The 20730-nt window shown below is 61.1% G+C and carries 20 protein-coding genes; 11 read left to right on the top strand and 9 right to left on the bottom strand.

Going from position 1 to position 20730, the window contains the following annotated elements; translation table 11 throughout:
- Window positions 1-359 precede the first annotated feature (359 nt).
- From ACE3SE_RS07455 to parC, 3 genes are read right to left on the bottom strand one after another with little or no spacing between them, the layout of a single operon-like run.
- The gene (locus ACE3SE_RS07455; RefSeq protein ID WP_374554391.1) at window positions 360-1697 is read right to left on the bottom strand and encodes a sigma-54-dependent transcriptional regulator; all 1338 of its coding nucleotides are present in this window, start codon (window positions 1695-1697) and stop codon (window positions 360-362) included.
- On the bottom strand, window positions 1690-3246 hold the full coding sequence (locus ACE3SE_RS07450) for a two-component system sensor histidine kinase NtrB (protein WP_374554390.1): 1557 nt from the start codon (window positions 3244-3246) through the stop codon (window positions 1690-1692). Before ACE3SE_RS07450 ends, ACE3SE_RS07455 begins: the two co-directional genes overlap by 8 nt.
- A complete protein-coding gene (gene parC / locus ACE3SE_RS07445) occupies window positions 3243-5573 on the bottom strand; it encodes a DNA topoisomerase IV subunit A (protein ID WP_374554394.1) in 2331 nt (776 codons plus the stop codon). The genes ACE3SE_RS07450 and parC overlap by 4 nt, the downstream gene beginning before the upstream one ends.
- Before the next feature lie 169 nt (window positions 5574-5742).
- Here parC and ACE3SE_RS07440 point away from each other — a divergent pair, with 169 nt between their 5' ends.
- Window positions 5743-6213, top strand: coding sequence for a GNAT family N-acetyltransferase (locus ACE3SE_RS07440; protein ID WP_062791338.1), 471 nt, complete (start codon window positions 5743-5745; stop codon window positions 6211-6213).
- Window positions 6214-6229: 16 nt separating this feature from the next.
- On the opposite strand, the gene ACE3SE_RS07435 is transcribed toward ACE3SE_RS07440, so the two are convergent.
- Complete coding sequence (locus tag ACE3SE_RS07435; protein ID WP_374554389.1) at window positions 6230-6961, bottom strand: BPSS1780 family membrane protein; 732 nt, start codon at window positions 6959-6961, stop codon at window positions 6230-6232.
- A gap of 327 nt (window positions 6962-7288) precedes the next feature.
- On the opposite strand from ACE3SE_RS07435, the gene tkt reads away from it, so the two are divergent.
- The 9 genes from tkt (at window position 7289) to mobA (ending at window position 15620) form a co-directional block, all read left to right on the top strand.
- A complete protein-coding gene (gene tkt / locus ACE3SE_RS07430) occupies window positions 7289-9274 on the top strand; it encodes a transketolase (RefSeq protein ID WP_374554388.1) in 1986 nt (661 codons plus the stop codon).
- Window positions 9275-9389: 115 nt separating this feature from the next.
- A complete protein-coding gene (gene gap / locus ACE3SE_RS07425; RefSeq protein WP_062791334.1) occupies window positions 9390-10403 on the top strand; it encodes a type I glyceraldehyde-3-phosphate dehydrogenase in 1014 nt (337 codons plus the stop codon).
- A gap of 604 nt (window positions 10404-11007) precedes the next feature.
- Entirely contained in the window at window positions 11008-12183 is a 1176-nt protein-coding gene (locus ACE3SE_RS07420; protein WP_062788994.1) for a phosphoglycerate kinase, read from the top strand.
- A 74-nt stretch (window positions 12184-12257) separates the two neighbouring features.
- Window positions 12258-12887, top strand: a complete 630-nt coding sequence (locus ACE3SE_RS07415; protein WP_045845884.1) for a LysE family translocator — start codon at window positions 12258-12260, stop codon at window positions 12885-12887.
- A 109-nt stretch (window positions 12888-12996) separates the two neighbouring features.
- Window positions 12997-14061, top strand: coding sequence for a class II fructose-bisphosphate aldolase (gene fba, locus ACE3SE_RS07410; protein WP_045845885.1), 1065 nt, complete (start codon window positions 12997-12999; stop codon window positions 14059-14061).
- Between the two features lie 69 nt (window positions 14062-14130).
- Entirely contained in the window at window positions 14131-14331 is a 201-nt protein-coding gene (locus tag ACE3SE_RS07405; protein WP_045845886.1) for a hypothetical protein, read from the top strand.
- Window positions 14328-14579, top strand: a complete 252-nt coding sequence (locus ACE3SE_RS07400; RefSeq protein WP_131356725.1) for a MoaD/ThiS family protein — start codon at window positions 14328-14330, stop codon at window positions 14577-14579. The genes ACE3SE_RS07405 and ACE3SE_RS07400 overlap by 4 nt, the downstream gene beginning before the upstream one ends.
- A 1-nt stretch (window position 14580) precedes the next feature.
- Window positions 14581-15039 (top strand): molybdenum cofactor biosynthesis protein MoaE, encoded by a 459-nt coding sequence (locus ACE3SE_RS07395; RefSeq protein ID WP_374554387.1) that lies wholly within the window; start codon window positions 14581-14583, stop codon window positions 15037-15039.
- Window positions 15036-15620, top strand: coding sequence for a molybdenum cofactor guanylyltransferase MobA (gene mobA, locus ACE3SE_RS07390; protein ID WP_131356731.1), 585 nt, complete (start codon window positions 15036-15038; stop codon window positions 15618-15620). Before ACE3SE_RS07395 ends, mobA begins: the two co-directional genes overlap by 4 nt.
- On the opposite strand, the gene ACE3SE_RS07385 is transcribed toward mobA, so the two are convergent.
- Complete coding sequence (locus ACE3SE_RS07385; protein WP_374554386.1) at window positions 15568-16509, bottom strand: LysR substrate-binding domain-containing protein; 942 nt, start codon at window positions 16507-16509, stop codon at window positions 15568-15570. The two genes, mobA and ACE3SE_RS07385, sit on opposite strands and share 53 nt — an antisense overlap.
- A gap of 203 nt (window positions 16510-16712) precedes the next feature.
- Between ACE3SE_RS07385 and ACE3SE_RS07380 the strand changes: the two genes are divergently transcribed.
- A complete protein-coding gene (locus ACE3SE_RS07380; protein ID WP_374554385.1) occupies window positions 16713-17675 on the top strand; it encodes a DMT family transporter in 963 nt (320 codons plus the stop codon).
- 243 nt (window positions 17676-17918) lie between these two features.
- Here the strand turns inward: ACE3SE_RS07380 and aroG are convergent, their stop codons facing one another.
- The 4 genes from aroG to ACE3SE_RS07360 all read right to left on the bottom strand — a co-directional run bounded on the left by aroG (window position 17919) and on the right by ACE3SE_RS07360 (window position 20729).
- Window positions 17919-18995 (bottom strand): 3-deoxy-7-phosphoheptulonate synthase AroG, encoded by a 1077-nt coding sequence (gene aroG / locus ACE3SE_RS07375; protein ID WP_062788989.1) that lies wholly within the window; start codon window positions 18993-18995, stop codon window positions 17919-17921.
- 160 nt (window positions 18996-19155) lie between these two features.
- Window positions 19156-19566, bottom strand: a complete 411-nt coding sequence (gene dksA / locus ACE3SE_RS07370) for an RNA polymerase-binding protein DksA (protein WP_045845893.1) — start codon at window positions 19564-19566, stop codon at window positions 19156-19158.
- A gap of 201 nt (window positions 19567-19767) precedes the next feature.
- Complete coding sequence (locus tag ACE3SE_RS07365; RefSeq protein WP_062788988.1) at window positions 19768-20073, bottom strand: c-type cytochrome; 306 nt, start codon at window positions 20071-20073, stop codon at window positions 19768-19770.
- Window positions 20074-20147: 74 nt separating this feature from the next.
- On the bottom strand, window positions 20148-20729 hold the full coding sequence (locus ACE3SE_RS07360) for a YggT family protein (protein WP_374554384.1): 582 nt from the start codon (window positions 20727-20729) through the stop codon (window positions 20148-20150).
- Window position 20730: the final 1 nt, after the last annotated feature.

Here is a 20730-nt window from a genome sequence, read left to right as displayed (position 1 = left end):
GCGTTTCGTTTCCGTCGCTGCGTTGTCTGCTGAGGAGGCGAACTATACCGCCCTGCCCCACCCTCGTCAACACTTTGTGCGAAGAAATCTGCAGGTTTTGCCAAAATTCCGTCGCACAGAGCGCTAAGTCACTGAACGGTAATGCTTTATGAAATGCGGGTTTCATGGCTGTTTTGCTGCGGGCGCACAGTCAATGCTCGACTCACATCCCTTCCGGCGCCGACCGACGGTGAAAACTGGCGCAAAAAGCTGGCCCCAGCACCGACACAGGCAGCAAAAAGCCCGGCTGAGCCGGGCTTTTTGCAAACGGGATGCTGATGTTGGCGATGACTCTATATAGATGGCGGATGACGGGGCTCTTATTTGATGCCGAGCCGGTCCATCCGGTAGCGCATGGATCGGAAGGTGAGACCGAGCAGCTTTGCCGCCTGGGTGCGGTTGAAGCGGGTGGCATCCAGTGCCTTGAGGATGGCTTCCCGTTCCACCCGGTCCAGAAAGTCTTGCAACGGTTCACTGCCTGCATAGCCGGGGATGGCTTCATCCTGTTCCTGCAGTGGCTGGCTGAGGGTGAGTTGCAGATCGGCGACATCGACCTTGTCGTCACCGGCCAGTGCTACTGCGCGTTCGAGGATGTTTTCCAGTTCACGGAAGTTGCCCGGGTAGTTGTAAGCCAGCATGGCCTTGACCGCATTCGGGGTGAGACGCGGTCGGCTGTCGGCGGTGGCGAAGCGGTCGAGCAGGGCGCCGATGAAGCGGGGAATGTCGTCGCGCAGTTCGCGCAGTGGCGGCATGCGCAGCGGCAGTACATTGAGCCGGTAGTACAGGTCCTGACGGAACTGGCCGGCTTCGACCAGCGCTGCCAGGTCCTTGTGGGTGGCGCAGATGATGCGCACATCAACCGGGTCTTCTTGCGGGCTGCCCAGCTTGCGCACCTTCTTTTCCTGAATGGCACGCAGCAGTTTGACTTGCATGACCAGCGGCAGGTCGGCAACTTCGTCCAGAAACAGGGTACCGCCGGCGGCTTGCTGGAAGAATCCGTCGCGCTCGCTGTCGGCACCGGTGAAGGCACCTTTGCGATAGCCGAAGAATTCGCTTTCCATCAGGTTTTCCGGAATGGCACCGCAGTTGACCGGAACAAAGGGGCGTTCGGCACGTCCGCTTTGTTCATGAATCAGGCGGGCGGCTTGCTCCTTGCCGGTGCCCGATTCGCCACTGATATAGACAGCAGCCTGGCTGCGCGCCAGCTTGTCCACCATGCGGCGGACTTCCAGCATGGCAGGCGAGTCGCCGACCAGGCGTTCGATACTGCTGGATTTGCCATTGCCATCCACTTTGAGTACCGATTTCACCAGGGTGCGCAACTGGGCCAGGCTGATGGGTTTGGACAGATAGTCAAACGCGCCGGCCTTCATGGCCTTCACCGCGTTTTCGGTACTGCCGTAGGCGGTGATGATGGCGCTGGGGATGTCCAGTCCTTGCTCGGCAATGAATTCGACCACTTCAATGCCTTCGCCATCCGGCATGCGCATGTCGGTGAGCACCAGATTGAAGGGTTCGCGCTGCAGGCGCGCCTTGGCATCGCTGACATTGCCGGCCGTGATGACGTCCAGGCCCATCTTGATCAGGGTGAGTTCCAGCAGTTCGCGGATGTCCGGTTCGTCGTCCACGACCAGCACGCGCAGGGGGGCTTTATTCATAGGCTAGATGACAGCTCAGACAGAAAACACCGCCGGGCGGGATGTAGTCGAGGCGTGCGTCATTGGCCTCGGCCAGTTCCCGGGCAATATAGAGTCCCAGCCCGGTGCCGGTGCTTTCGGTAGTGAAAAAGGGTTCGAACAGGTGTAACTGTGCGTCTTCGCTCATGCCCGGTCCATCGTCCATCACACGGATGAGCACCTGGGTTTCGATATGGTTGATTTCAATGCATACCGCACCATGTACCCGTGAGGAGTGACGCCAGGCATTGCCCACCAGGTTGGACAGGATCTGCCCCAGATGACCGCGGTCGAAATAGATGCTGTCGGTGCTGTGGAAGATGGTGAGGATGCGTCCGGCGGCATCTGGCTGGGCCATGTCGAACTGATCCAGAAAATCAGCCAGGAACTGGGACAGCTTGATGGTTTCGGTTTTGACCCGGTCGCGTCGTCCCAGCATCAGCACTTCTTCCACCAGACCGTTAATCCGTTTGGCGTTGTCACGCACGATACGGGTGAGCCGCTGGGTGGCCGGGTCTTCCGCGCCTTCGGCCAGCAAATCACCGGCATGGGAGATGGCGGCCAGCGGGTTGCGGATTTCATGGGCGATATTGGCGGTGAGCCGGCCCAGCGCCGCCAGCTTGATGCGTTTGGCCTCTTCGGCCATATCGGCCATATCGCGCAGGAACATCACCACGCCGCGCAGGTCACCAGCCAGAATGGGCACCATGCGGCCACCCAGTTGCCGGCCACGCACATTGCGCTCGACAAATACCGGCATCGGGGAATGGTTGTTGATGCGCCAACGCTCGACGATGGGTGACAGTTCCGGCAGCAGGATGCCGCGTTGCATGCTGGGGAAGTAGCGCACGGCCTGGGCATTGAATTGCCGCACGGTGCCGGTTTCGTCCAGCACGATGACGGCATCGCGCTGGCTTTGCAGCACCAGTTCGTTCAGCCGGTTGAGGTTGGCAATTTCGCCGCCGCGGCGTGAAGCCAGCTCTTCGGATTCACGCGCCACGCGCGCCAGCTGGTAAGTCACCACCGAGGTGACAAAACCGGCCAGCGACAACAGGCCGGTCTGGAACAAATCGTTGGTGCTGCCAAACAGCATGTGGCTGCGGACATGCTCGTAACCGACATAACCGAACAGGCTGGCGGTGGCGATGGAGGCGTAAAACAGCGCAAAACGGCCAGAGGACAGCAGGCCGGCTACCGCGAGGTAGGGCAGCAACAGCATGCCATAGCCGCTTTTCACCCCGCCGTTCATGCCCATCAGCCAGACAATCATCAGGATGTCGGCCACAATGGCCAGCGACAGCTGCAGGGTATGGGCAATCTTGCCATCGCGCAGGGCAAACCAGCTGGCAATCAGGCAGCCATACACCACGGCCCAGAGATTGAAATGCCCGCCACCGTCGACCAGCCGCTGTCCTTCGCTGCCTTGCAGCAGCGACATGAACAGCAACACCAGCAGCATGATGGCACGAAAGCCGTTGACGAAGGCCAGGGCCTTGCGCGGACTCAGCGGCAGCGAGCGTTCAGACATCATGGCGTGTCAGCCGTGGGCACATCACCAATGGCCGATACCGTCCACTTCTTCGGCATCAGTTTGCCTTTCTTGCCGCGTTTGGCATCGAAATCGGCCAGGGCCAGTTTTTCGTCTGCCACCTTGCCACGCACCGATACCGTGGCCAGCACGGCCTTGTCGCCCTTGACCAGCCCGATGGCGGTGAGCGACTCGCCCGAGTCCAGCCCCATCAGCATCAGGCCACGGCCCTTGGCCATTTCCTTCAGCTCGCCGGCCGGGAAGGCCAGCAGACGGCCATTGTCCGCCGCGGCCACCAGGCGCAAGGTGGTCAGGTCGGCATTGGCAGCCACGGCCACCGGGGTAATGACGCTTTCGCCATCGTCCAGCGTGATGAAGGCCTTGCCCGCCTTGACCCGGCCCGCCATGTCGGACAGCCTGGCCACAAAGCCATAACCGCCGGAACCGGCTACCACGAAGCGGGCATCGTCCTTGCCGGAAATCATTTGTACCGGCTTGGCGCCATCCTGCAAATCCACCAGCGAGGCCACCGGCACGCCGTCGCCACGACCGGTGGGTACATCCGCCGGGTCGATGGTGTAGGCGCGGCCCTTGTTGTCCAGCACGATGACCGACCACACGGTGCGGGTTTCCACCACGGTGTGCAGGCTGTCGCCATCCTTGAAGGCCAGCGCCGACAGGTCGACATTGTGGCCGACGCGGGCGCGGATCCAGCCTTTTTGCGACAGGATGATGGTGACCGGCTCGTCGGCGATGGTCTGGGTCAGCACGGCACGTTCGGCCGCCTTGATTTCACTGCGGCGTTGGTCGCCGTATTTGGCAGTGTCGGCCATGATTTCGTCGCGGATCAGGCGGGTGAGGGCGTCCGGCGTATCCAGCACATGGCGCAGGCCTTCGCGTTCTTCGCGCAGCTCGGACAGCTCTTTCTCCAGCTTGAAGCCTTCCAGCCGCGCCAGCTGGCGCAGGCGGATTTCCAGAATGTCCTCGGCCTGCGCTTCGGACAGGCCGAAGGCTTTCATCAGGTCGGGCTTGGGTTCGTCCGATTCGCGGATGACGCGGATGACTTCATCGATATGGATGAAGGCAATCATGCGGCCTTCCAGAATATGAATGCGCTTTTCCACCTGACCCAGGCGATGCTTGAGACGGCGGGTAACGGTGCTGCGGCGGAAGGCGATCCACTCGCTCAGAATGGCCTTGAGGCCCTTCTGCGCCGGGCGACCGTCCAGGCCGATCATCACCAGGTTCATCGAGGCATTGCCTTCCAGACTGGTTTGCGCCAGCAGGATGTTGATGAACTCGTCCGGGTCCTGTCGGCTGGACTTGGGTTCGAACACCAGCCGCACCGGGTTCTGGCTGTCCGATTCGTCGCGCACGCGGTCCAGCAGCGACAGCATCAGGCTCTTGAGGTTTTGCTGCTCTTGCGTCAGCGCCTTCTTGCCGGTCTTGAGCTTGGGATTGGTGGCTTCTTCAATCTCGGCCAGCACCTTCTGCGCGGAAGAACCGGGCGGCAGCTCGGACACAATGACACGCCACTGGCCACGCGCCAGCTTTTCCACTTCCCACTTGGCACGCACCCGCACGCTGCCACGGCCACCTTCATACGCCGCCAGAATGTCGTCGAAGGGGGTGATGATCTGGCCACCGCCGGGGAAGTCCGGGCCGGGGATGTAGTCCATCAGCTGGCGGGTCGTCAGCTCCGGGTTGGCCAGCAAGGCCAGGCAGCCGCGTGCCACCTCGGTGAGGTTATGCGGCGGAATTTCCGTGGCCATGCCCACGGCAATGCCGGATGCACCGTTGAGCAGCACCATGGGCAGGCGCGCCGGCAGCAAGGCAGGCTCTTCAAATGCGCCGTCATAGTTGGGCACAAAATCCACCGTGCCCATGTCGATTTCGCCCAGCAGCAGCTCGGCAATCGGCGTCAGGCGTGCTTCGGTGTAACGCATGGCGGCGGCACCGTCGCCATCGCGGCTGCCGAAGTTGCCCTGACCGTCGATCAGCGGGTAGCGCAGGGTGAAGTCCTGCGCCATGCGCACCAGCGCCTCGTAAGCCGAGCTGTCGCCGTGCGGGTGGTATTTACCCAGGATTTCACCCACCACACGGGCCGACTTGACCGGCTTGGCCCCATGCACCAGGCCCATGTCGCGCATGGCATACAGAATGCGGCGCTGCACCGGTTTCTGGCCGTCGGCCACTTCCGGCAGCGCGCGGCCCTTGACCACGCTCATGGCGTATTCCAGATAGGCACGCTCGGCATACTGGTCCAGCGGAATCCAGTCGCCCGACTGCGCATCTGCCGGCGGGGCGGGCGGTGTCACGGGCGGCTGCATGCCGGTGGCGGGCAGCGCATCGTCAAAGAGATCATTACTGTTCATGGGCAGAGCTTGCTTGTGTGATAGGTTTACACGTGTTCATTTGCAGCGACGCCATCCACGGTTTCCGACACCATATCGGCAGGACAGGCGCGCTGCGCCATTCATTTTCGAGGGCAATTCTACTATGGCCAGCCTGTTGCAGTGGCAATGCCACCCGTTTGACGGCTTTTCCCCGCTTGCACTGTATGAAATGCTGCAGTTGCGCGACCGGGTATTCGTACTGGAACAACAATCCATTTATGGCGATGTGGATGGCGTGGACCTGCACTGTCACCACCTGCTGGGCCGCGATGGTCACGGCAAATTGCTGGCTTACGCACGCCTGATTGCACCGGGCGAGAAGTATCCGGATGCCAGCGCCATCGGTCGGGTGGTACTGGAACCAGCAGCACGCGGCAAGGGCCTGGGCCAGCAATTGCTGGCGGAAGCGGTGGCCCACTGCCTGCAACTGTGGCCTGCCACCCCCATCATGCTGTCGGCCCAGACCGCCGCCCAGGGGCTGTACGAGCGTTTCGGCTTTGTCGCGGTGTCACAGCCTTATGACGATGGCGGCATCCTGCATGTGGACATGCGGCGCAGCGCGCTCAGTCACTGAACCTGGCCCGGCCTGTTCAAGCCGCCTGCGGTGCGAACAGGTCTTTCCAGCCGGTGTAGGCGGTGACATACAGCACCGGAAACCACAGCAGCAAGCCCAGCCCCAGCGGCAACACGGCCAGAAACAACAACACGGCCAGCATGAAGGCACTGAGCAGCACCGCCTGCCAGTTGGCAATACCACCGCGAAAGCTGTCCCGCAGCGCCTGCCACGGACCCAGGCCATTCAGTACCACCAGCGCGGGCGCAAACCAGTAGCACAGGCTGAGCAGGAACATCAGCGCGGCGCTGAGCAGCATGAACAGCCCGACCGGGCCTTCCAGCCTTGGCAGCTCCTGCGCATTCTGCGCTGCTATCAGTTGCAGGCCCAATAGTGGCATGGCGGCACTGAGCAGCATCATGGCCAGCAACAACAGGGCCAGATACAGCATGCCGACATTGAGCAAGGCGCGCGGTGCGCGGTCGAACCCGGCAAACAGGGCGCGCAGCTTCAGTTCGCGGCCTTGTTCGGCCTGCTGTGCGGCCAGCACGAAGCCGCCGGCAAAGATCGGGGCCAGAAAGAAAGTGAGCGGCGCCCCCAGTAAGGGGATGGCCGCCACGGCAAAGTGGATGAGCAGATAGCCACCGGCCAGCAGCATCCAGGTGAGTGGCTGCTGCCGCACCAGATAAAACGCCTCCACAATCCAGCGCCAGCCCCGTGCATAGCCCACCTGGCGTGCATTGATGCGTGCGGGAAATTCAGTCTGCATGCGTGCTCCTGTCCGGCTGTTTGATGGCAAAAACCCGAAAACCTGCGCCGACTGTCCACCAGAGCAGCAGGCTGGTCAAGCCCATCTGCCCGCCAGCCCCGGGCCGGACGCGTGGCGCTGCGCGCAGCAATGCTGTCAACAATGCATTGAAATTGCACGAAAACGGCGCACAAGCTGCGCCGTGACGGTTGCCGCAATGCGGCAAAATCAGGGATAATCCCATGATTTAGCGGCGGTTAATCCATGCCGGTGCCATGCACGGGTTGCGGGCTGACTGTCGTACCGCATCTGTCCCGCCCCCTTTATTGTTTTTGAGGTTTTCCTGAAATGGTCACCCGAACCGAGCTAGCCAACGCCATTCGTTTCCTCTCCATGGACGCAGTGGAAAAGGCAAAATCTGGTCACCCCGGCGCCCCGATGGGCATGGCTGATATCGCTGAAGTGCTGTGGCGCGATCACCTGAAGCACAATCCTGCCAATCCTTCCTGGTCCAACCGTGACCGCTTCGTGCTCTCCAACGGGCACGGCTCCATGCTCATCTACAGCCTGCTGCACCTCACCGGCTACGATCTGTCCATCGACGACCTCAAAAACTTCCGCCAGCTGCATTCCAAAACCCCGGGCCACCCGGAATACGGTTATGCACCGGGCGTGGAAACCACTACTGGCCCGCTAGGCCAGGGCATCACCAATGCGGTGGGCATGGCGCTGGCCGAAAAAATGCTGGCCGCCCAGTTCAACCGTGACGGCCACACCGTCGTTGACCACAACACCTGGGTATTCCTGGGTGACGGTTGCCTGATGGAAGGCATCAGCCACGAAGCCTGCTCGCTGGCCGGCACCTGGGGCCTCTCCAAGCTGATCGCCTTCTGGGACGACAACGGCATTTCCATCGACGGCCACGTTGAAGGCTGGTTCACCGACAACACCCCGGCCCGCTTCGAAGCCTACGGCTGGCAGGTGATCAAGAACGTCAACGGTCACGATCCGGTGGAAATCGCCACCGCCATCGAAACTGCCAAGAAGGGCGACCGCCCGACGCTGATCTGCTGCAAGACCACCATCGGTTTTGGTTCGCCCAACAAGCAAGGCACTCACGATGTACACGGTGCTCCGCTGGGTGCGGCTGAAATTGCCGCCGCGCGCGAAGCCCTGAACTGGCCGCATGCGCCGTTTGAAATTCCGGCCGACATCTACGCCGCCTGGAGCGCCCGCGACAAGGGTGCACTGGCCGAGATCGAATGGAACAAGCAGTTTGATGCCTACCGCGCTGCCTACCCGGAACTGGCTGCCGAATTCGAACGCCGCATGCAGGGCGAACTGCCGGCTGCCTGGGCCGAAGCCCGCGACGCCGCCATCGCCAAGATCGTCGACGCAGCCCAGACCGTGGCCACCCGCAAGGCCAGCCAGATTGCACTGGAAGCCTTCTCGCCCAGCCTGCCTGAGTTTGTAGGCGGTTCGGCCGACCTGACCGGCTCCAACCTGACCAACTGGTCTGGCTCCAAGTGGATCGACGCTGCCGGTAACGGCAACTACATCAGCTATGGCGTACGCGAGTTCGGCATGGCCGCCATCATGAACGGCATGACGCTGCACGGTGGCCTGCGCCCCTACGGCGGCACCTTCCTGATGTTCAGCGAATACGCCCGCAATGCACTGCGCATGGCCTCGCTGATGAAGATCAACCCGGTGTTCGTGTTCACTCACGATTCCATCGGCCTGGGCGAAGACGGCCCCACCCACCAGCCGGTGGAACAAGTGGCCACGCTGCGCATGATCCCGAATCACCACACCTGGCGTCCGTGTGACACCACCGAAGCTGCGGTGGCCTGGGCACATGCCATCGAACAGAAAACCACGCCGAGCAGCCTGATCCTCAGCCGCCAGAACCTGCCTTTCGTGCAGCGTGATGCACAGCAGGTGAAGGACATCGCCCGTGGCGGCTACGTGCTGCGCGATGCAGCCGATGCCCGCGCCGTGCTGATTGCCACCGGTTCGGAAATCGAACTGGCGCTGAAGGCACAGGAAGCACTGGCAGCCGAAGGCATTGCGGTGCGCGTGGTGTCCATGCCCTGCACCAATGTGTTCGACCAGCAGGACAAGGCCTGGCAGCAAAGCGTGCTGCCGGCCGGCCTGCCGCGCCTGGCCATTGAAGCCGGCGTGCCGGACTTCTGGCGCAAGTATGTCGGTCTGGAAGGCGACGTGGTCGGTATCGACCATTTCGGCGAATCCGCACCGGCAGGCGTACTGTTCAAGGAATTCGGCCTCACCGTCGACAATGTCGTCGCCAAGACCAAGAACATCATCCAGTAAATAAAGCACAGGCCACCCCATCCAAAAACAAAGCAGGGGTGGCCTTATTTTTGTGGTGTCTCCATTCTGACCCGCTCACGCGGGGAGGCACCAGACTTTCCGGGAGAGTAATAGTATGACCATTCGCATCGCGATCAACGGCTACGGCCGTATTGGCCGTCAGGTTCTGCGCGCCATTTACGAATACAACCTGCACAACGATTTCAAGGTTGTTGCCGTCAACGCTACTGGCGATCTGGCCACCAACGCCCACCTGACCAAGTTCGACACCGTGCACGGTCGTTTTCCGGCAGACATCGCCCACGATGAAGAAAACCTGCTGATCAACGGCGAGAAGATTCCGTTCTTCTCCACCCGCAATCCGGCCGAACTGCCGTGGAAAGCCCTGAATGTAGACCTGGTACTGGAATGTACCGGTGCCTTCACCAGCAAGGAAAAGTGCCAGGTTCACCTGGATGCCGGTGCCAAGAAGGTGCTGATCTCCGCGCCGGGCGGTGACGACGTGGACGCCACCATCGTGTACGGCGTGAACCACAACGTGCTGACCAGCGCCATGACCGTGGTGTCCAACGCATCCTGCACCACCAACTGCCTGGCACCGGTGGCCAAGGCACTGAACGACACCATTGGCGTGACCAAGGGCCTGATGACCACCATCCACGCCTTTACCAACGACCAGGTGCTGACCGACGTGCGTCACAAAGACCTGCGCCGCGCCCGTTCCGCCACCGAAAACATGATCCCCACCAAGACCGGTGCCGCCAAGGCCGTGGGTCTGGTGCTGCCGGAACTGAAGGGCAAGCTCGATGGCTTCGCCGTACGCGTTCCCACCATCAATGTTTCGCTGGTTGACCTGACCTTCAAGTCCGGCCGTGACACCACCAAGGACGAAGTCAACGAAATCCTGCAGGCTGCTGCCGAAGGCCCGATGAAGGGCGTGCTGGGCTTCAACACCCTGCCGCTGGTTTCCTCCGACTTCAACCACAGCACCGAAGCCTCCACCTTTGACGCCACCCTGACCAAGGTGACTGGCGGCAACATGGTGAAGGTACTGGCCTGGTACGACAACGAGTGGGGCTTCAGCAACCAGATGCTGAAAACCGCTCGCGCCATGTTCGAAGCCAAGTAAGGTACGGCCCTGCGGGGCCTTGCAGCATACGAAAGCAGGCCGGATGCATCCGCGTCAGCTTGCTGACAAACCCCTCTCGCTTTCTGGAAAGAAAGCGAGGCTCCTTTCTTCAAATTGGCAGGGCAAGGGCGGGGGGATTGGGAATAGATGGAAGGCTGCGGAATCAAGCTGCTAGCCGGAAGGCCCGGCTTTGCCGGGTCCTGCCACATCGCACCAATTACGTTGTCAGCAGCCGCAGGCAGGATACATGTCCGCCTGCTTTCCTGCAGTTAAAAGGGTTGACGGGTGAGCCGGTTGAGCCATGCTCCCGCCACTGCGCCCCAAGGCAAACACCCCCGTCCAGACTGCGGCCTAGCGCGGCGCTTAACAGCCAGCAGGGCAGGGTGCAAGAGCCAACTGCTGTAATAAATACACTACTTGATCTGCTGTCTGTTGCGCATGCAGACAGCCCGGTACAGTAGCTACAGCGATAGCCAGCGCAGTGACAAGGCTGCCAGTCATATGTCATTGCGCTTACACTATCGCCAAGCCCGAATACGGCTGTACGGCCTTCTCCCACGAAGGCGGTCGCCAATCGCATTCAACAGATAAAAGCGAGCCACCGATGAAATTCAACAAACTGACCGAGCTGGACCTGGCCGGCAAACGCGTACTGATCCGTGTTGACATGAACGTGCCGGTGAAAAATGGCGTGATCGGCGACGACACCCGCATCCGCGCCAGCCTGCCGTCCATCGAACACAGCCTGAACGCCGGTGCCGGCGTCATCCTGATGACCCACCTGGGCCGTCCGACCGAAGGCGAACCCAAGCCGGAAGACAGCCTGGCGCCGGTCGTCGAGCGCCTGTCCGCCCTGCTGGGCAAGCCGGTACGCCTGGTTGCCGACTGGCAAGCCGGCCTGAACGTGGCTGCCGGTGAAGTGGTGATGCTGGAAAACGTACGCCTGAACAAGGGTGAGAAGAAGAACAATGCCGAGCTTGGCCAGGCCTACGCCAGCCTGTGCGACGTATTCGTCAACGATGCCTTTGGCACCGCGCACCGCGCCGAAGCCTCCACCCACGCGGTGGCCCAGTTTGCCCCCACCGCCTGCGCCGGCATCCTGCTGGCTGCCGAGCTGGACGCACTGGGCAAGGCCCTGCTGGCCCCGGCACGTCCGCTGGTGGCCATTGTGGCCGGCTCCAAGGTTTCCACCAAGCTGACCATTCTGGAATCGCTGGCCGACAAGGTGGACCAGCTGATCGTGGGCGGCGGCATTGCCAACACCTTCTTGCTGGCCGAAGGCAAGAACATCGGCAAATCGCTGGCCGAAGCTGATCTGGTAGAGGAAGCCAAGAAGGTGATTGCCAAGATCCGCGCCCGTGGCGGCGATGTACCGCTGCCCAGCGACGTGGTGTGCGCCACCGAATTTGCCGAAACCGCCGCGGCCACCACCAAGCCGGTGGCCGAGGTGGGCGCTGACGACATGATTCTGGACATCGGCCCCGATTCCGCCGCCGAACTGGCTGGCATCATTGCCAAGGCCGGTACCGTGGTATGGAACGGCCCGGTCGGCGTCTTCGAATTCGACCAGTTCGGTAACGGCACCAAGACCCTGGCACAGGCCATCGCCCAGTCGCCGGCCTTCTCCATTGCCGGTGGCGGTGACACCCTGGCGGCGATTGCCAAGTACGGCATTACCGATGACATCAGCTATATCTCCACCGGTGGTGGCGCCTTCCTGGAATTCCTGGAAGGCAAGACCCTGCCGGCAGTGGCCATTCTGAGCGAACGCGCCGCCTGATCGCAGTCATCACCACATGCAAGTGAATGGCACGCCCGGCGTGCCATTCTCCCCACCCTTGCCGGAGTACTGCCATGCCGTTGAATACCTGGTTGCTGTTTGTCACCACCGTGTTTTTTGTTTCCGCCACGCCCGGCCCCAACATGCTGCTGGCCATGACCCACGGCATTCACCATGGCGTGCGCCGCACCGCCGTGACCTGCCTGGGCCTGATGACCGGCCTTGGCATCATCATGCTGGGTTCGGCTGCCGGCCTGGGTGCCTTGCTGGCCGCATCGGAACAACTGTTTTCTATCGTAAAATACGCTGGTGCCGCCTATCTGATTTACCTGGGCATCAAGACCTGGCGCGCCATCCCGCAACCGGTGACGGAAGTGGCAGAAGACAGCAGCGCCCGGCATACGCCGTGGATGATGTTCCGCACCGGTTTTCTGGTGTCGATGAGCAATCCCAAGGCCTTCATCTTTTTTACCGCGCTGTTCCCGCAGTTCATGGACGCGCGACTGCCGCAGGGGCCGCAGCTGGCCGTGCTGGCAGCCACGTTTTATGTGATTGAAGCATCCTGGCAGTTTGCCTACGCCAGTGGCGGAGCCCGCCTGGCAGGCTGGCTCAATAGCGCCCGTCGCCTGAAGCTGGTGAACCAGGTATCCGGCGGGGCTTTTGTCGGTGCCGGCCTGCTGTTGTCCGGTGTGTCCCGCCACTAGGCGGCTTGCATTACCCGTATTCCTGATTGGATTGCCGCTGTATCACGGCGGGCAGTCCCCGATTTGAAACCCATGCCGCCCAACCGCGGCATGACCTGAGGAGATTTTCATGGCACTCGTTTCCATGCGTCAGCTGCTGGACCATGCAGCCGAATTCAGCTACGGCCTGCCGGCTTTCAACGTCAACAACCTGGAACAGATGCGCGCCATCATGGAAGCCGCTGACAAGTGCGACGCACCAGTCATCGTGCAGGCTTCCGCCGGCGCCCGCAAATACGCCGGCGCGCCCTTCCTGCGTCACATGATCCTGGCCGCGGTGGAAGAATTTCCGCATATCCCGGTGGTGATGCACCAGGACCACGGTACCAGCCCGGACGTATGCCAGCGCTCCATCCAGCTGGGCTTCTCTTCCGTGATGATGGACGGCTCGCTGAAAAGCGACGGCAAGACCCCGGCCAACTACGATTACAACGTGGAAGTGACCCGCACCGTGGTGAACTTCTCCCATGCATGTGGCGTGTCGGTGGAAGGTGAAATCGGTTGCCTGGGCAGCCTGGAAACCGGCATGGCCGGCGAAGAAGACGGCGTGGGTGCCGAAGGCGTGCTGGACCACAGCCAACTGCTGACCGACCCGGAAGAAGCCGCCCGCTTCGTCAAGGACACCGGTGTGGACGCCCTGGCCATTGCCATCGGCACCAGCCACGGCGCGTACAAGTTCAGCAAGAAGCCCACTGGCGACGTGCTGCGCATCGACCGCATCAAGGAAATCCACGCCCGCATCCCCAACACCCATCTGGTGATGCACGGTTCCTCTTCGGTACCGCAGGAGTGGCTGCAGATCATCAACGAATTCGGCGGTGACCTGGGCGAAACCTATGGCGTGCCGGTGGAAGAAATCGTGGAAGGCATCAAGCACGGCGTGCGCAAGGTGAATATCGACACCGACCTGCGTCTGGCCTCCACCGGTGCCATCCGCCGCTTCATGGCGCAGAACCCGAAGGAATTCGACCCGCGCAAATACCTGAAGGCCTCCACCGATGCCATGCGCGATATCTGCATTGCCCGCTACGAAGCCTTTGGTGCTTGCGGTCAGGCCAGCAAGATCAAGGCCGTGAGTCTGGATACCATGGCCAATCTGTATCTGAAGGGCCAACTGGCGCAAATCGTAAAATAAGCGCCATTCGCTCCATTATCCAGCCCGCTCCTGTAGCGGGCTTTTTCACGTCCATCCGCCCGCAGGCGCATGCCGGCATCCCCCATCAGCAGCATTGGCGCAGGCCACGCCATTGCTTACACTGCAAGGATGAGCGAACTGCTATCCCCCCTCGAATGGTTTTTTGTCATCCTGCTGGCCGTGGTTCCACTGCTGGGGCTGGGTTTCCACCTGTGGATCATGCTGCTGGGCCATGGCAACAACGACAAGCACACCAAGGACCGACCATGAAACTCGACATCCTGTATTTTGCCCGCCTGAAAGACAGCTTCGGCATGGGTAATGAACAGCTGGACACCGAGGCTGCCAGCGTGGATGAGCTGCTCATCGAGTTGCGCCAGCGCGGCGGCAACTGGAGCAGCGAGCTGGCGGCCGGCAAGGCCTTCCGCGTGGCACGCAACCAGGAGCTGGTGCGGCTGGATGCCACCCTGAGCGACGGGGACGAAATAGCCATCTTCCCACCGGTTACCGGGGGCTGACATGCAGCCATTTACGGTTCGGATCCAGCATGAAGTGTTTGATTGCGGCGCGGAAATCGCCCGCCTGTCGGCCAACCCGGCCTGCGGTGCCGTGGTGAGTTTCAGCGGCCTGGTACGTGACTATGGCGACCGGCAGGACATTGCCGCGCTGGAGCTGGAGCATTACCCGGGCATGACCGAACGCTCCTTGCACGCTATCATCCAGCAAGCGCGTGAACGCTGGCAGCTACAGGCCGCCACCATCATCCACCGCGTGGGCCGGCTTGCGCTGGGCGAGGCCATCGTACTGGTGGTTACCGCCAGCAGCCACCGCAAGGATGCCTTTGCCGCGGCGGAATTCCTGATGGACTTTCTCAAGACCGAAGCGCCATTCTGGAAAAAGGAAATCCAGCAGAATGGCAGCAGTTACTGGGTGGAAGCCAAGGCCAGCGACCAGCACGCCGCCGGGCGCTGGCAATGACGGCCTACACCGCGCTGATTCTGGCCGGCGGCCAGGCCAGCCGCATGGGCGGGGTGGACAAGGGCCTGGTGGAACTGGCCGGCCAGCCGCTGATTGCCCGTACCCTGCACAGCCTCGCCGCGCAAAGCCAGCCGCCTGCACGAATCCTGATCTCTGCCAACCGTCATCTGGATGCCTACGCCGCTTATGGCCATCCGGTGTTGCCGGACACGCTGCCCGATTATCCTGGCCCATTGGCAGGCTTGCTGGCGGGCATGCAGGCCGAGCCTGACAGCAAGCTGCTGATGCTGCCTTGTGATGCCGTGCAACTGCCCGCGGACTTTGCCACCCGCCTGCTGGCAGCACTGCCCGGACGGCAAGCGGTCAGTGCCAGTGACCCGGCACAGTGGCATCCCAGCCTGCTGGCGCTGCAAGCCGGGCTGCAACCCTCGCTGCTGGACTACCTGCAACAAGGTGGCCGCTCCATCCGCGGCTGGCTGGCCGGGCTGCAACACGATACCGTGCCGTTCGCGCAGCCCTTTGCCAATCTCAATACCCTGCAGGCGGTGGCAGCACTGGCGCAACAGTGGCCGGTTGACTGACACTGTCCAGCAGCCAGCGCTTGAACAGCAGCGCATTGTCACTCAGTGATGCATGGCGCGGATGGACCAGGTAATCCACCTTGCCGCTGACAAAGGCAAACGGCCCCAGCCGCTTGAGCACGCCTTGCTGCAGCAGATCATGCGCCATGAATTCCCAGCCCAGTCCGATGCCCATTCTTTGCAATACGGCGTTAAAGGCCAGCGTCACCTGATTGAACATCGGCACCCGCTCCGGCGCGGTATAAGTCAGGCCGAAGTGACCGAACCAGTCATGCCAGTTGATGCAGTTCCAGGCTGATGAGTCCAGCTGGATCAAGGGCAGTTGCGCCAGATCCGCTGGCTGGCTGATGTCGGGAAAGTCCAGCTGCGCGCTATACACCGGGTACACCACTTCGGGAAACAAGGGCTCGACACACAGCGAACTCCACTGGCCATCGCCATAGAAAATGGCGAAGTCGTATTCGGCCACGCTGGCTTCATCCATGCTGTTGCTGGCATGAATATTCACCGTGATATCCGGATACTGCTGACTGAAAGCCACCAACCGGGGAAACAGCCAGAACTGCGCTACCGCGTGGGTGCAATTCACGGTGAGGGTGTGGCGGTTATGCTCGGCCTGCAGCCGCACCACGCTGCGCAGCAAGGATTGCAGCATGGGGCCGACCTCGCGCTGCAAGGCCAGCCCGGCCGGGGTGGGCTGAATGCCACGCACCAGCCGCTCGAACAGCGGCAGCTTGAGCCAGTCTTCCAGCGCGCGAATCTGCTTGCTCACCGCACTTTGCGTCACGCACAGCTCGGTGGCTGCCTTGGTAAAGCTGCCATTGCGCAGTACCGCCTCGAAATGAATCAGGCTTTCCAGCGGTGGCAAGTTCTTCAGATACCGGCTCATCTGCTTGCGTCCCCATCATGATGACTGCCAGGCTGACATTCCTGTTCAGCATCCTGGCTTGATACAGGATATTACCCCGGACAAGCACCAGGCTGAACATGACATTCCTCTGAGGAATGCGTGAATGCCGAGATATCCTTTGTCGGCCCGCCCTGCCAGCACGTAGCCTTGGGCCATCATCAGTTGCGCAGGGAAGATGCAAAATGAAACGCGGAATCAGCTATGCCGGCCTGGCCGGTGCAATATGGGGCATGGTGCTGATGGTGCCGCAGGTGATGCCCGCCTTCAGCCCCTGGCTGCTCAGTGCGGTGCGCTTTAGCTTGTACGGGGTGATTTCCTTGTTGCTGGCGCTGCCGCTGGCCGGACGAATCCGGACCAAGCTGCAGGCTGAAGATGTAATCATGCTGGCCGTACTGTCGCTGGTGGGCAATCTGCTGTATTTCATCTTGCTGGCTGCCGCCATCCAGTTGGTGGGCATTGCTCCCGCCTCGCTGATTGTCGGTGTGTTGCCAGTCACCATCACCCTGCTGGGCCTGAAAGACGAGGGTGCGCTGTCGCTGCGCCAACTGGCCTGGCCCTTGCTGATGGTGCTGGCCGGGATTGTCTGCATCAATATCGATACCTTTGCCGGCAGCCATCCGGCCACTGCCAGCGTGGCAGACCGTATCCTGGGCGTACTGGCTGCGCTGGGTGCACTGGCCAGCTGGAGCTGGTTTGCCTCCCGCAATGCGCGCTATCTGCGCCAGCGCCCCTGTTTTGACAGCCATGAATGGTCTTGCCTGCTGGGCATGGTGACCGGCGTGATGGGGGGTGGCTTGTGGCTGGCGGGTAACTGGCTGGGCCTGCCCATGGTCAGCCAGGCCGTCAGCCATGCCCAGTGGCAGCTGTTCTGGGTGGCGGCCACTGGCTGCGCCCTGGGAGGCTCGTGGCTGGCCAATGCGCTGTGGTATGCCGCAGCGCGCCGTCTGCCACCCACCTTGTCCGGTCAGTTGATCGTGTTTGAAACGCTGTTTGCCCTGCTGTATGGCTTTGTCTGGTTGCAACGCTGGCCGCGACCGCTGGAACTGGCCTCCATGCTGTTGCTGCTGGGCGGGGTGGCCTGGGCGGTACGGCGGCATGCCACGCCAGCAGAAGAGCAAGCCATGCCGGCCTGGCAGGGCGGTTGATTCCGGCGAGTGCCGCACAGAGACAAACCCCCTCTCCCTTTCCGGAAGGAAAGCGAGGCTCCTTTCTTCAAATTGGCAGGGCAAGGGCGGGGGAAAGGGGAATAGATGGGAAGGCTGCGAAAGCAATATCTTAGTCGAAAGGCCCGGCTTTGCCGGGGCCAGTGCAATCGCACCAAATCACTTTATTAGCTGTATGAAAAACGCTGCCATTGGCAGCGTTTTTCATATCGGATGCAAGACAGCTTATTTGCCGCCGGCAACACCCAGCTTGGCACGGCGCGCCTTGACCGCATCGGCCAGCGTGGTGAGCAGCTTCTCGGTGTCATCCCAGCCGATACAGGCATCGGTGATGCTCTGACCGTATTTCAGCTCGCAGCCCGGCTTCAGGTCCTGACGGCCTTCTGCCAGATGACTTTCCACCATCACGCCAAAGATGTGCTGATCACCGGCTGCCAGCTGGCCTGCCACATCGTCGGCCACTTCCATCTGGCGACGGTAATCCTTGCGGCTGTTGGCATGGCTGAAATCCACCATCAGCTTTTGCGGCAGGCCCACGGCTGCCAGTTCGGCAGCGGCGGCGCGTACATGCTCGGCCGAATAGTTGGGTTCCTTGCCACCACGCAGGATGACGTGGCAATCCGGGTTGCCGCCGGTGGAAACAATGGCGGAGTGACCGGTCTTGGTAACCGACAGGAAGTGGTGCGACACGCTGGCGGAACGGATGGCATCCACGGCAATTTTCAGGTTGCCGTCAGTACCGTTCTTGAAACCCACCGGGCAGGACAGGCCGGAAGCCAGTTCGCGGTGAACCTGGCTTTCGGTGGTGCGCGCGCCAATGGCACCCCAGCTGATCAGGTCAGCAAAGTATTGCGGGGTGATCATGTCGAGGAATTCGGTTGCCGCCGGAATGCCCATGTCGTTGAGCGTCAGCAGCAGACGGCGCGCCAGACGCAGGCCGGTATTGATGTCGTAGGATTCATTCAGGTGCGGGTCGTTGATCAGACCCTTCCAGCCCACAGTGGTACGCGGCTTTTCAAAGTAGACACGCATCACCACCACCAGCTCGCCCGCCAGGCTGTTACGCAGCGTGGAAAGCTTGCGCGCATACTCGATGGCGGCATCGGTATCGTGAATCGAACAGGGGCCGATCACCACCAGCAGGCGATCATCCTCGCCACGCAGCAGGGCAGCAATGTCCTTGCGGGTGGTGTAGATGACTTCGGAAGCGGTTTCGGTGATGGGCAGTTCGTACAGATGGGCAATCGGAGGCAGTAATTCCTTGATTTCGCTGATTCTGACGTCGTCGGTCTGGCGTTGCATGTTTGTCCCTAGCTGATATCGTTTTTACCTTGCATAGCAGCAAGATACCCGTACCAGCCAAGGCCGACAAGCCCTTGTGTGACTGTCAGTGCCGCGCAAAAAAACAAAAAGCGCCATCGCAAGGCGATGACGCTTTGTCAGTGCAGAATGCCGCGCAGGCTCAGTCTGCGTATTGGCGCTTCATCCGTTCACGGCGTTCCTGGGCCTCTACCGACAGGGTGGCTGTCGGACGTGCCATCAGGCGGCGCAGGCCGATGGGTTCGCCAGTGTCTTCGCAGAAACCATAGGAGCCATCGTCAATCTGACGGATCGAGGCCTGGATTTTCTGCAGCAGCTTGCGTTCGCGGTCGCGGGTGCGCAGTTCGAGCGCATATTCCTCTTCCAGCGTGGCCCGGTCGGCGGGATCCGGGGTAGCTTCCTGCTCTTGCAGATGGTTGGCAGTGGCATTGGCGTTGATCAACAACTCCTGCTGCATCTGCAACAACCGGTCTTTGAAGAACTCAAGATGGTCGGCGTTCATGTAATCATCGCCTTCCCAGTTGAGAATATCTTGTTCGGTCAGCTTGGCCATAATTTTGGTGCTTCCAGCATGAGAGTTGGCAGACAGGCGAAGAAGATTACCCACGGTATCGGATTTGTGCAACTGGCAGCAACAATTCCCCTTCTTCGGCTTGACCTGCTGCTGACACTCGGTATAGCGCCAATCACGGCAGGTAACAAGCTTGTCACATGAAAAAGGCGGCCGTGGCCGCCTGGTTACACCATTCAGAACTTACTTCTGCGACAAGATCCACTTCACCAGGGTCTTGACGTCAGCATCGCTGACCTGGGCGTTTGGCGGCATCGGGACCGGGCCCCATACACCAGCACCACCTGCTTTCACCTTGGCGATCAGCTTGGCTTCAGCACCCTTGTCGCCAGCGTATTTCTTGGCCACGTCCTTGTAAGCCGGGCCCACTACCTTGTGGTCCACTGCGTGACAGGACAGGCAGTTGTTCTTTTGTGCCAGCGCCAGATTGGCCATGGCAGGCGCAGCAGCAGTACCCAGCAACAGGGCAGCAAGCAGCATTTTCTTCATCACGATTCTCCAGATCATTTAGGAAATGTCTCTACATCTTTTCAGATGTGACTGAGCATGACAAATAAACATATTTACTGCATGACCACCTTGAGTTGCATCAAGAAGCTGTTTTCCAGGTACTGCACTGGCAGCATCAGCACCACCTGGATGATCAGGAAGAGAATCAGCGGCGACAGATCGACCCCGCCCACCGTGGCGCGACGGAAGGGTTTGAGAAACGGCCGGGTCAGCGCATCCAGGATGGGAGTGAGCGGGTTATAGGGGTTCACCCAGCTGAGCACCGCCTGTACGATGACCGCGCCCATCAGCAAGGTCAGCGACTGCTTGAACACATCCAGAATGGCCAGCAAGGACAAGGCCAGCCAGGTTTCCGGTGCCGCCAGGGTGTACATGGGGTTGAATGCCAGGATGACGACGCTGGAAACCATGCTCACCAGCCAGGCCAGCAGCATGGTGGCACTGTCGTAACCGCGCAGCGATGGCACCAGCTTGCGCAGCGGCAGCACGGCAAAGTTGGTGGCCGCCATGACAAACTGGCACAAGGGGTGCTTGAACGGTGCCCGGGCCACTTGCAGGTAAAAACGCAGCAGCAGGACCAGCACAAACAGGTCGGCGATGGTCTTGATCAGAAATTGCACGGTTTCCAGAAACATG

Origin of the sequence: Aquitalea pelogenes, assembly GCF_041914625.1 — a bacterium.
GTDB classification, from domain to species: Bacteria; Pseudomonadota; Gammaproteobacteria; order Burkholderiales; family Chromobacteriaceae; genus Aquitalea; species Aquitalea pelogenes.
Note: the sequence above shows the minus strand (reverse complement) of the source record. Positions and strands in the feature narration are given on the sequence as shown.